The organism is Nocardiopsis sp. iso_186, from assembly GCF_056173365.1.
The window spans coordinates 5,330,920-5,343,259 of record NZ_CM149670.1 but is presented as its reverse complement, the minus strand read 5'-3'; the positions used below and the strand labels follow the sequence as shown (position 1 = coordinate 5,343,259).

Genomic DNA, 12,340 nt, shown 5'->3' with positions numbered 1-12,340 from the left:
TACCTCCTGGGTCACAGTCCGTCGAAAAACCCTTGCCCGTAATGTGAACCGGAATGCGCACTTTATGTAATTAAGGTAATTTTGTTGCCTTCACATGACGTATGGGTGATTCGCTTTCAAGGGGAAAGGTGTCGAAAAGCGAAAGCCAAGCGGTTGCAAAGCGCACTCTGTGACGCTTGCGCTCGTGTGTCGCGCAGGGCGGCTCCGGGGCGGATCGGATGCGTATGAGGGTGATGAGGAAGCTGGCTGCCGCGGTGTTGGTGGCGGGCGCGGCGATGTCGGCGACGGTCGCAACGGTCGGGCCGGCCGCCGCGGCGACTTACAACAATGCGTGCGGTTCCGGATATGTGGTGGTGAACTCGGCCAATATCGGTTCCAAGGGGACCGTGTTCCTGACCTACAACAGTTCCACCGGCTACAACTGCGCGGTGACCGTGCGAAACAGTCCTGGTTCGGCTGTGGCCATGGCCGTCTTCCTCGCCGTGAGCCCCAATGGGGCCTGGCAGCAGGACTCGGGCACCTACACCACCTATGCGGGCCCGGTCTACGTGGCGGCGCGTGGTGCCTGCGTTGACTGGGTCGGAACCATCACCGGCACAACGGTCCGTATGAACGGGACCAACTGCGGCTGATCCGCTGCCGACGGTGCGGTTCGCGGTCGCAGGGGCGGACGCGAACCGCACCGCCATGCCATTCGTCCGGCAGCGGGGCGGTGCGTCCGAGGGCGGGGCCGCTGACGCGACAGGGATCGACCGCGTGGAAAGCGACCTTTGCTTAATCCCTGTCACCTTCCGTCACCGAATGGCATACTGTCACCGTTTTCCTGGCTGAATGGGGGAATCGCGAGTGTCAGACGACTGGTTACCGATCCGGTATCGGATTCTCGGGGCCGTGCAGGCATACGACGCGGGACACGCGGTGAACGTGGGAGGCCCGAAACGGCGTACCCTGCTGGCGGCCCTGCTGATGCGGCCCAACCAGATCGTCACCGACGACGAGCTCATCGACAGGATCTGGAGCCGTCCCCCTAATCGGGCCCGGGCCCAACTCCAGGTGCACGTGTGCGAACTGCGCTCCAGGATCGGCAAAGCGGCCATCGTCCGCTGTGCTCCCGGATACACCGTCGTCACCAGCCCCGGCGAGGTTGACCGGGACAGGTTCGCGTTGTTGGCCTCCCGGGCCCGCGCCGACCGTGACGCCGGCCGCTTGGAAGAGGCGGTCACCAAGCTGCGGGGCGCCTTGTCGCTGTGGAGCGGTCCGGCTCTCGGCGGGGTCGAAGCCTCTCTGTCGGCCATCGCCGGTCCCGCGCTGGAGGAGCTTCGAGCGGGTGCGGTGGAGGAACTCTACGACGTCGAACTGCTCCTGGGCCGCTCGGGTGAGATCGTCGCCGAACTGCGCGCGATCCTCGCGGAGTTTCCCCATCGGGAGCGGCTCGCCGGGCAACTCATGCTCGCCCTGCACCGGGCGGACCGCACCGCCGAAGCGCTGGAGGTCTACACGGAACTGCGTGTCCGGCTCACCGGCGAACTGGGCATCGAGCCGGGGGAGCCGATTCGACGCCTGCAACAGCAAGTCCTGCGCGGTGAGAACCTTCAAGGGGGCGGACACGGCTTCGTCAAGCCGGTCGAGTCGGTGCCGCGAGCCGAACCGCCGAGCAGCGTGCGTGAATCCCCCAGTACCGAGCCGGTCGCGTCGGTCGGTCACGTCCAGCCGGCCGGGAAGGAGCTTCCGGCGGAGCTGCCGCACGGTGTGCGGGGATTCGTTGACCGCCGGGCCGAGCTGGAGCTCCTGGACAAAGCCGCGCACGGTGCGCACGCCGATAGCGGACAAGGACCGGAGATCTGGGTCGCCACCGGTCAGCCCGGAGTCGGCAAGACCGCGCTCGCCTTGCATTGGGCGCATTCGGCGAGTGATCGGTTCCCCGACGGCCAGCTCTACATCGACCTGCGCGGTTTCAGCGCCCGGAATGTCCCGTTGGAGCCGGCCGAAGCCCTGCACGCACTGTTGCGCAGCCTGGGCGGAGACCTCCCCGCCCCGAACCGCGACATCGACGAGTTGGCGCGGATCTACCGGTCACGGCTGGCAGGACGAAGGATCTGCCTGATCCTGGACAACGCCGCCACCGCGGAGCAGGTCCGCCCCCTGCTTCCCGGACACACCGGAGGAACGGTACTGGTCACCAGTCGGCGTCGGCTCACCGGTCTGACCGCTCGGGACGGGGCGAGACCGATTCGGCTGGGTTGCCTGGCACCTGACCGGGCAGTCGAACTGTTGACCCAATTCCTCGGGGCGGACGCGGTGGCCGCCGAACCAGTGGCCACCGCCGACCTGGCCCGCCTCTGCGGGTACCTGCCGCTCGCACTGCGACTCGCCGCGACTGCCGCGGGAACCCGGCCCGACATCGCGGCGCTCGTCGCCGAACTCCGCACGGTCACTCCGCTGACGAAACTGTCAGCCGACGAGGACGAAGGCGTGGTCGCCGCCTCCTTCGCGTGGTCCTACCAGCGCCTGCCCCTTGACCAGGCCCGACTGTTTCGGATCCTCGGCTTGATCCCGGGTGCGACCTTCAGCGCCCGGACAGTGGCGGCAGCAGCGGACTGTCCGCAGGCCAAGGCGGCTGCCGGGTTGCGCGCACTGCTCGACGACAACCTCGTCGAGCAGTGTCGAGCCGGCCGGTACCGCCTCCACACCCTGCTGCGGCTCTACGCCGCGGAGCGTGCCGAGGCCGAGGAGACGGCGCGGGAACGCACCGCGGTGCTCCTGCGCCTGGTCAACCATTTCCACGAGCTCGCGACGGCCGCGAACAGGTTCGTCACCCGTGGTTGCCGCGCTACCCCCGGAACAGGGCCGACTGTCTTCGCCGGACGCGAGGCGGCCCTTGAGTGGCTGCGCGCGGAACTGGCCAATGTCACCGCTGTGGTCACCCGCGCCGCACAGTGCGGTTACCACGCCCGCGCGTGGCGTACCGCCGAGGCCATGGTCCCCTTTCTGCGTCTGGGCGGGCACGACGGGGAGTGGCGCTCCATCAGCCTCATCGGCCTCGACGCCGCTCTGAGCTGTGGGGACAAACGGGGGGCCGCGGCGATGCACCTGAGCCTGGGGCTCGCGTATCTGGAGGCCGGCCCGCTCTCGACAGCCGCCCACCACCTCACCCTGGCGTGTCGGGTGGGGGCCGCGGCCGGCCGGTCGGACGTGGTCGTCGAGGCGCTGACGGCCTTGGCCGCGGTCCACCAGTGCCAGGGCGGCCTGGGCGCGGCGGTCCGTGCGGCCAGGCGCGCGCTCGGACGCGAGGAGGGGGCGGGCGCCCTGCGCGTGAGTCCGGGGCCCAGCCACAGCCGGATGGGTGAGCAGGGCCGGGCGCATGCGCACCTGGCGCGCGCCGACACTCTCAACAATGCCTCCGCCACCGATGACCCCAGCGGGCTGGTGCTATTGGAACTGGCGTGGATCCGTCGATGCATGGGCGACACCGAAGGTGCGGTGCGCGACTATCACGACGCGCTACGCCACCTGCGCCTACTGAGTACGCGGTCCGCTCGGCCCCGTGCGTTGGCCGGGTCGAGCCAGGCGCACGCCGACGAGGGCCGCTACGGCCGGGCGGCCGCGCACGCGGAGTCCGCGCCGGACCTCGCCCGGGGGGCCGATGTGCCCTGGGTCGGTTCCTCCGCCCGCAACGCTCCGGCGCACGCCGGCCACGGCATGGGGCGCGTGGACGACGCGGTGGAGTCGCACCGGGAGGTATGGGCGGCCGGTTCCGACGCCGCCATGCACCGGCATTGTGTCGAAGCCCCGGTCGGCATCCCGGCAGCGGGACCGGTGGAGGCGGTCAACGCGCTCGCGAGTGGGGAATGGGCCTATGCGGTGGCGAGTCGGAACGGCTACCCCGTCCTGGCCGGGCGTGCGGCCGAGCAGTTGGCCGACGCCCACCACAGCCTCGGCAACCTCGGAAAGGCGCGGACGTGGCGTGCCGCGGCCCTCACGGCGTACGAGTCCTGCGGCCATGGTCCGGGTGCGGTCCGGGTCCGCAGGGTCGCGCTCCAGGCCCCGCTCCAAAGAGCGGGGAAGTGACCGGCCCAGTGGCACCGGCCACCCCTCCCCGTGCGCGAGGTCACCGCTCGCAGCACTGAGAATCCCCTTCCGTGCAGGGCCCTCCGCATGATCGAGGGCCCTGTGTTCTGTGTAACCGCAGATCAGCGCGGCGTTAGCTCAGTTTTGCTCATAAGAGCAAAAAATGCCCCATGTGTTGCACACGGGTGAAATCCGGATTTACGGTTCGTTGCCAGGATCACATCTGGAGGCCCCTATGCGTCGTACACGCATCCTTGGTATGGCGACCGCGACCGTGGCAGTAGCGGCACTGTCCGCCTGCTCGCTGTCCACCACACCCGGCGGTTCCGCCGGCGGCGAAGGCGGATCCGACGGCCCCATCGTCATCGGATTCAGCCAGGCCACTCAGCAGTCCCCCTTCTACGTGCAGCTCAGGGAAGGAGCGGAGCAGGCCGCGGACGAGGCCGGCGCCGAGCTCTACTTCGCCGACGCCGGAGACGACGTCACCAAGCAGAACGACGACATCCAGGATCTGATCACTCGTCAGGTCAACGTCCTGCTGATCAACCCGGTCAACCCCAAGGGCGTCAAAGCCGGTATCGCCGCCGCCGAGTCCGCCGGCATTCCGGTCATCACCGTGGACCGCCCGGTTCCCGAGGGCGCCGCCGCACACGTCGGCCGCGACAACAAGGCCATGGGCGCACTCGTGGGAGAGCGCGTCGCCGCCGAGCTCGGTGACGAGGGCGGCAAGATCATCGAGATCCAGGGCGACGCCGGTGGTGCCGTGGCGCGCGATCGCAGCGCCGGCTTCCACGAGGCGGTCGAGGGCAACGACAAGATCGAGATCGTCGAGGGCCCCTACAGCGACTACATCCGCTCCAACGCGGTGACCGCCATGCAGGACCTCGTCCAGACCAACTCCGACGTCAAGGCCGTTTACGCCCACAACGACGACATGGCACTGGGTGCTCTCCAGGTCCTCAACGAGAACGGGCGCGACGACGTCATCGTCGCCGGGGTCAACGGTCTCATGGAAGCCGTGGACGCGATCGACGCGGGTGGCCCCTACGTCGCGACGGCCCTCAACGACCCCATCTCCCTGGGCCAGGTGGCCGTTGACACGGTGCTGAAGGTCCAGGCCGGTGAGGACGTCGAGGACTACGTCAACGCCGGTACCGGTCTGATCGACACCGACAACGCCGCCGACTACGTCGGCGACACGACCTTCGCGCTCGCCGGAGACGACAAGTAACCGTCGCCCTGCCGCCCCGGCGCCGTCAACGACCATCGGCGCCGGGGTCCATCTCCTGGAAAGGAACCCAGAACACCATGTCGGAGACCATGCAGGCCGCCGTTCTCCACGCACCCGGCGACATCCGGGTCGAACAGGTGCCCGTCCCCGAACCCGCCCCCGACGAGGCCCTCGTGCGCGTCGCCGCCTGCGGGGTGTGCGGCTCTGACATCCCCCGCATGCTGCGCCCGGGCGGTGCCTACCACCTGCCGCTCATCTGCGGCCACGAGTTCTCCGGCCACGTCGTGGCGTTGGGAACGGAGCTCGCCGCCGCGGGAACGGTCCAGGAGGGTGATCTCGTCACCGTCCCGCCGCTGATCCCGTGCCGTCGCTGCACTCCCTGCACCCAGGGCCATTTCAGCCTCTGCGAGGACTACGACTACTTCGGCAGCCGCCGAGCCGGTGCCTACGCCCAGTACGTCACGGTGCCCGCCGGCAACCTCATGGTCGTCCCGGCCGACCTCGACCCGCGCGCCGCGGCCATGCTCGACCCCGCGGCCATCGCCTTGCACGCGATCTGGCGCACCAAGCTGCGCACCGGTCACCGTGTCGCCGTCATCGGCGCCGGGCCGATCGGCCTCTTCGCCATCCAATGGGCCAAACTCGCCGGAGCGTCGGAGGTCCTGTCGATCGACGTCAGCGAGCAGAAGGCCGAGATGGCGCGGGAGGCGGGCGCCACCCACACCGCGACCACTCCCGAGCAGGCCAAAGAGATCGCCGGACTCGGCTATGACGTCATCATCGAGTCCGCGGGCGTGCCCGCCACCGTGGAGCAGGCTGTCTCCCTGGTCGCCCGGCACGGCCACGCCGTGTTCATCGGGATTCCGCACGATCCGGTGGTGCTGCCCAAAGCCACCTTCAGCAGCTTCTTGCGCCGCGAGGTCACCCTGCACGGCGCCTGGAACTCCTTCTCCGCGCCCTTCCCCGGCGACGAATGGCGCGTCGCTGCCCGCGCGATGGCCGACGGTGAGCTCAACTGGAAGTTCATGATCACCCACGAGTTGGGGCTCGACGCGCTCTCGGACACGATGCACAGCCTCGGCGAACGCTCCATCTTCAGCTCCAAGGTGCTCTTCATGCCGAACGGGGGATGACGTGAGCGCGCTGTTGGCCATTGACCTGGGAACCGAGAGTGCTCGGGTTGCCGTCTACGCCGCGGACGGGACGCCTCTGGGGCAGGGGGAGAGCGGGTACCCCACCGACTTCCCCTATCCCGGCTGGGCCGAGCAGGACCCTGAGGACTGGTGGCGTTCGGTCGTGGCCGCCACCCGGGACGCACTGGCCTCGGCCGGGGGGCCCGAGGTGGCCGGCCTCGCGGTCGCCACCACCGCCTCCACGGTCGCGGTGCTCGACGCGCAGGGGCGTCCGTTGCGTCCGGCGCTGCTGTGGATGGACAGCCGGGCCAGCGCCGAGTCCGCCCGCACCGCGCGGGTGGACCACCCGGTGCTGCGCTACGCCGGTGGCTCCGACGCCGTGGAGTGGCTGGTGCCCAAGGCGATGTGGTTGGCGGGCAACGAACCCGAGGTGTATCGGGCGGCTGCCCGTGTCACCGAGGCCGTCAACTACCTGGTGTGGCGCTTGACCGGTCAGTGGGTCGGATCGCAGATGAACGCCGTCTGCAAGTGGAACTACGATCCGCGCGGTGCGGGCTTCCCCGATGACCTCTACGCCGAACTCGGGGTGCCCGACCTGCGCTCCAAGTTGCCCGACCGGGTCGTCCCGGTGGGGGAGGCGGTCGGGGAGCTCGCCACCGCTGCCCGCGTGGAGTTGGGCATCCGGGGCCGCGCGGTCGTCTCCTCCGGTGGTATCGACGCCCATCTGTCGTTGCTTGCCGTCGGCGGTGCGCACAGCGGCCGGGTGTCCATCGTGTCGGGCACCTCCAGCGCGTTCATCACCGAAATGGCCGAGCCGGTCTTCCCCCCGACCGTCTGGGGACCCTACCCCGATGCACTCAATCAGGGGGCCTGGCTGGTCGAAGGCGGTCAGGTCACTTCCGGGTCGGTCCTCAAATGGGCCGGCGAACAACTGCTGGGGCGTCCGCGCGCGGAACTGCCCGCCCTGATCGAGGCCGCAGCCGACCTTCCACCGAGCGAACACGGACTCGTGGTCCTGGACTACTTCATGGGCAACCGCACCCCCTTGCGCGACCCGCGCCTGCGCGGAGCCGTCCTCGGCCTGACCTTGGGCAGCACCCCTGAACAGGTCTACCGGGCCGCCGTCGAGGGCGTCGCCTACGGAACCCGCCAGGTGGTGGAGTCCTTCACCGAGGGCGGGGTGCCCGTGGACGAGATCTTCGTCTCCGGCGGCATCCGTCACAACCCCCTGTGGTTGCAGACCACGGCGGACGTGCTCGGGCGCCCGTTGAACCTGGTGGCGGGGGACAACCTCTCACTGCGTGCCTGCTCGGTCATCGCCGCGGTCGGAGCAGGGCAGGCGGGCACCCTCGAAGAGGCTGCCGCGGCCTTCGCCCCGGCCGTCCGGGTCGTGGAACCCGACCCCGCCCACGCGAGCGCGTTGGACCGCGGTTACGCCGACTACCGGGCGGCCACCGCGGCCACCCGCGAGATCGCCCACCGTCTCAGTGCACCGGAGCGGAGGACGAGATGAGCGATCCCGACTACGAGAGCCTGCTCTACCAGGTCGCCTCGCTCTACTACGAGCACGACCGGACCCAGGAGCAGATCGGCACGCAGCTGCACTTCACCCGGTGGAAGGTGGGGCGCATGCTGGTGGAGGCCCGCGAGGCCGGAATCGTCCGCATCGAGGTCATGCACCCCCAGGCCCGCGTACGCGGGCTGGAGAAGTCGCTGCGCGACCGCTTCGGCCTGCGCGACGCCGTCGTGGTGTCGGCCCGCTCCTCCCACGACGAGGAAGAACTGCGGGTCCGAGTCGCCGAGGCGGCCGCCGGTTATCTCGCCGCTCTGCGCCCCGCCCCGCGCCTGCTCGGGGTCTCCTGGGGGCGGACCCTGGATCTGATCGCCCGCAACCTCACCCCGGGATGGGCCCAAGGGGTCGGAGTGGTGCAGATCAACGGCGGGCTCAGCCGCTCGCGCCGCCCGAGTTCGGCCCAGGACATGGCCAGCCGGATCGCCCATCAGGCGTCGGGCACGGTCACCCTCCTGCCGGTACCGGCCATCGTCAACCACGAGAGCACCCGCCAGGTGCTGGAGCGGGACAGCACCGTTTCCGACGTCCTCGGGCACGCGGCCGACTCCGACGTGATGCTGTTCAGCCCCGGCGGAATCGGGGCGGACTCGGTCCTGGTGGACTCCGGTCACATCGATGCCGCGGACGTCAACCTCCTCGCCGCCGGCGGCGCGGTCGGCGACGTGGTGGGCCGCTTCGTCAACGCCTCCGGACAGATCGTGGACCCGGAGCTCAACGGGCGCACCCTCGGCCTCTCGCTGGACGCGCTGCGCGCGGCCCCGGTCTCCATCGCGGTGACCTCGGGCACCGCCAAGTACGCGGTCTGTGCGGCCGTCGTGTCCAGCCGGCTGTGCAACACCCTCATCACCGACGACCGGACGGCCAACTGGCTGCTCGATCACGACGCAAACGAGGCGAGATGACAACGGAGGCCGAAACCCCCCGTTTGACGATGAGCAACATCGTCAAACGGTTCCCCGGCACCGTCGCCAGCGACGGCGCCGAACTGTCCGTGCGACGGGGGGAGGTGCACTGCCTGCTCGGCGAGAACGGGGCCGGCAAGAGCACCCTCATGAAGATCCTCGCCGGCTCCTACCAGCCCGACGAGGGCGAGATCCTCCTCGACGGCCAACGCGTCGTGCTCAACAGCCCGCAGGCGGGGCTTGCTGCGGGCATCGCCGTCATCTATCAGGAACTGGACCTCGTCCCCGACCTCAGCGTCGCCCAGAACCTGCTCCTGGGACACGCTCCCGCGACAGGTCCCATCGTCCGCAAGCAGAAGCGGCTGGAGCTGGCGCGAGCGGCCATCACCAGAGTCGGCGGGGACTTTCCCGTCACCGCGACCGTCCGCGACCTGCCCATCGCAGCCCAACAGCTCACCGCCATCGCCAAGGCCCTGACCTCCGACGCGCGCGTCATCGTCATGGACGAGCCGTCCGCGACCCTGGGTGAGAACGACCTGCTCAAGGTGTTCGAAGTGATTCGCTCCCTCGTTGCCGAGGGCCGCTCGATCATCTACATCTCGCACCGCATGGACGAGGTCATGGAGATCGGCGACCGCGCCACTGTGCTGCGCGACGGTCGGACCGTGGGCGTCTACGACGTGGCCCGGACCGGTCCCGAGCAGTTGGTCGCGGCCATGATCGGCCAGGAGCGCGAACTGGTGCAGTCCACCGAGCGGCCCCGCCCCGAGGGGGAGGTGCTGTTGGAGGTGGAGCGCGTCCGTATCCCCGGCGTCATCGACATCGCCGGTATCGACGTGCGCGCCGGCGAGATCGTGGGCCTGGCCGGCTTGGGCGGCGCGGGCCGCACCACACTGCTCAAGTCGTTGTTCGGTGACATCAAGGCCGCCAGGACCGTGCGGTTGGATGGTGCGTCGCTGCGCGTCGCCAGTCCCGCTGCCGCGGTGCGCGCCGGACTGGCACTGGTACCGGAGAGCCGCAAGGAACAGGGGCTCATGCTGGGGTTGTCGGTGGCGCGCAACGCCGCCGTCACCGCCCTTGGCCGGCCGCCGTGGCTGCTGCCCCGACGCATCGGCAAAGCACGTACCGCGCCCGTCCTCGACGACCTGGGGGTGCGCTTCGCCTCACCCGACCAGCCAGTCGGCAAACTTTCGGGCGGCAACCAGCAGAAGGTCGTGCTCGCCAAGTGGATCACCAGGGGCGGCGTGCGCGTCCTGCTCCTGGACGAACCCACCCGCGGCCTCGACGTCGGTGCGAAGGCCGACCTCTACCGCCAGGTCCGCCAGCTCGCCGACGACGGAGTCGCGGTGCTCCTCGCCAGCAGCGAGCTGAACGAGCTGACCGCCAACGCCGACACCATCTGGGTGCTGCACGAGGGGCGCAACGTCGCCCACTTCGACCCGCGCACCACACCCGAGACCACCATCGCGCACACCGTCATCACAGGAGTGACGCCATGACCGCATCCACCACGGCACTCGCCCCCGAAGCCGTGCCCGGCACGCGCAAACGGCGCGGCTCCGACCTCTTCGTCAAGTTCAACCTGCTCATCGTCTTCCTGGCGCTGTGCGTGGTCGCGACGCTGCTCGCACCCGAGTTCCTCACCACGCGCAACATGGCGAACCTGCTCCAGCAGTCCTCGCTCACCGGGATCGTCGCCATCGGAATGACCCTGGTCATCCTCACCGCCGGTATCGACCTCTCCGTCGGCAGTACGGCTGCCTTCGGCGGAATGACGGTGGCGCTGCTCATCGACAAGGACATGAACTTCGTCCTGGCGATCGCCGTCAGCCTCGCCATCGGGGCGTTCTTCGGCGCGGTCATGGGCGGGCTGTCGGCCTACCTCACGCTGCCGGCGTTCATGACGACCCTGGCGGGCCTCACCGCCATCCGCGGTCTCACCTACCTGCTCACCAACGGTGAACCCGCGGGCGGGGACATTCCCGAGGCGTTCCAGCTCCTGGGCGGCGGTTTCCTCGGCTACGTCCCGATCGTGGGCATCATCTTCGTTGCGGTCACCGTCATCGCGGCCCTGGTGCTGCGGGGAACGACCTTCGGCGAGTACGTCTACGCCGTGGGCAGCAACAAGGAGGCCGCGCGGCTGTCGGGCCTGCCGGTGCGTGCTGTCATCACTGCGGTCTTCGCCATCTCCGGGGCGCTGTCGGCCCTGGCCGGTGTGCTGTTGACCTCGCGCCTGACGATCGGCCAGCCCACCGCCTTCAACGGCCTGGAACTCGACGCGATCGCCGCGGTCGTGCTCGGCGGCACCAACCTCTTCGGTGGCCGCGGCGGCGTTTTCGGTACCTTCATCGCGGTTCTCCTACTCTCGGTACTGCGCAACCTGTGCAACCTGCTCGGCCTCGGGTCGTTTTTCCAGATGGTCGTCACCGGGGTCATCCTGGTGGTCGCGCTCATCCTCAACATGGTTATAGAGAAGCGAGGTGCTCGTGCCTGACACAGCACTGGCGTCCGCAACAACGGCGTCGAACACGTCACTGCGGGCCTACCTGCACGGACTGCCCGGAGTGGATGAGGTGGGCGCGCGTGCGCGCGCCGCCGACCTGTCCACCCGTTCCATCAAGACCACCGCCAAGGCGGAGGCCATCGACCTGGCCATCCGCATGGTGGACCTCACCACCCTGGAAGGCGCCGACACCGCCGGCAAGGTCCGGGCGCTGGCGGGCAAGGCCAAGCACCCCGACCCCGCGGACCCGTCGGTGCCCCGTGTGGCCGCGGTGTGCGTCTATTCCGACCTGGTCGCCGTCGCGGTCGAGGCGCTGGCCGGCAGCGGCGTGGGTGTGGCCTCGGTGGCCACCGCCTTCCCATCCGGGCGCGCCCCGCTGGAGGCCAAGCTCATCGACACCCGCCGTGCCGTCGCCGACGGTGCCGGCGAGATCGACATGGTGATCGACCGAGGGGCGTTCCTCTCCGGGGACTACGTCAAGGTCCACGACGAGATCGTCGCCGTCAAGGAAGCGTGCGGCAGCGCCCACCTCAAGGTGATCCTGGAGACCGGCGAGCTCGTCACCTACGACAACGTGCGCAGGGCTTCCTGGCTGGCCATGCACGCCGGAGCCGACTTCATCAAGACCTCGACCGGCAAGGTTGCGCCCGCCGCGACCCTGCCCGTCACGCTCATCATGTTGGAGGCCGTGCGCGACTTCCGTGCGGCGACCGGGCGTCAGATCGGGGTCAAGCCTGCGGGCGGTATCCGTACCACCAAGGACGCGATCAAGAACCTGGTGCTCGTCAACGAGACCGCCGGCAGCGACTGGCTCGACCCGGCGTGGTTCCGCCTGGGGGCGTCCAGCCTGCTCAACGACCTCCTGATGCAGCGGACCAAGCTGACGACCGGGACCTACTCCGGTCCCGACTACTACACGCTGGACTAGGG

At 69.4% G+C, this 12,340-nt stretch carries 9 protein-coding genes; all 9 read left to right on the top strand.

The window, feature by feature from the left end; genetic code table 11:
- Positions 1 to 233 precede the first annotated feature (233 nt).
- Positions 234 to 632 carry a spore-associated protein A gene (locus tag AC0VYP_RS23310; RefSeq protein WP_475471838.1) on the top strand — a complete coding sequence of 133 codons (399 nt, stop codon included), beginning with the start codon at positions 234 to 236 and terminating at the stop codon, positions 630 to 632.
- 259 nt (positions 633 to 891) lie between these two features.
- Positions 892 to 4,068, top strand: coding sequence for an AfsR/SARP family transcriptional regulator (locus AC0VYP_RS23305; protein ID WP_475471837.1), 3,177 nt, complete (start codon positions 892 to 894; stop codon positions 4,066 to 4,068).
- A 235-nt stretch (positions 4,069 to 4,303) separates the two neighbouring features.
- On the top strand, positions 4,304 to 5,299 hold the full coding sequence (locus tag AC0VYP_RS23300; RefSeq protein ID WP_475471836.1) for a substrate-binding domain-containing protein: 996 nt from the start codon (positions 4,304 to 4,306) through the stop codon (positions 5,297 to 5,299).
- 77 nt (positions 5,300 to 5,376) lie between these two features.
- The gene (locus AC0VYP_RS23295; RefSeq protein ID WP_475471834.1) at positions 5,377 to 6,432 is read left to right on the top strand and encodes a galactitol-1-phosphate 5-dehydrogenase; all 1,056 of its coding nucleotides are present in this window, start codon (positions 5,377 to 5,379) and stop codon (positions 6,430 to 6,432) included.
- Position 6,433: 1 nt separating this feature from the next.
- Positions 6,434 to 7,945: an FGGY-family carbohydrate kinase gene (locus AC0VYP_RS23290; protein ID WP_475471832.1), complete on the top strand. Its 1,512-nt coding sequence runs from the start codon at positions 6,434 to 6,436 to the stop codon at positions 7,943 to 7,945.
- Positions 7,942 to 8,907: a sugar-binding transcriptional regulator gene (locus AC0VYP_RS23285; RefSeq protein WP_475471831.1), complete on the top strand. Its 966-nt coding sequence runs from the start codon at positions 7,942 to 7,944 to the stop codon at positions 8,905 to 8,907. The genes AC0VYP_RS23290 and AC0VYP_RS23285 overlap by 4 nt, the downstream gene beginning before the upstream one ends.
- Positions 8,904 to 10,406 carry a sugar ABC transporter ATP-binding protein gene (locus AC0VYP_RS23280; protein WP_475471829.1) on the top strand — a complete coding sequence of 501 codons (1,503 nt, stop codon included), beginning with the start codon at positions 8,904 to 8,906 and terminating at the stop codon, positions 10,404 to 10,406. The genes AC0VYP_RS23285 and AC0VYP_RS23280 overlap by 4 nt, the downstream gene beginning before the upstream one ends.
- Positions 10,403 to 11,401, top strand: coding sequence for an ABC transporter permease (locus tag AC0VYP_RS23275; RefSeq protein ID WP_285758178.1), 999 nt, complete (start codon positions 10,403 to 10,405; stop codon positions 11,399 to 11,401). Before AC0VYP_RS23280 ends, AC0VYP_RS23275 begins: the two co-directional genes overlap by 4 nt.
- Complete coding sequence (gene deoC / locus AC0VYP_RS23270) at positions 11,394 to 12,338, top strand: deoxyribose-phosphate aldolase (RefSeq protein ID WP_285758179.1); 945 nt, start codon at positions 11,394 to 11,396, stop codon at positions 12,336 to 12,338. Before AC0VYP_RS23275 ends, deoC begins: the two co-directional genes overlap by 8 nt.
- Positions 12,339 to 12,340 lie beyond the last annotated feature (2 nt).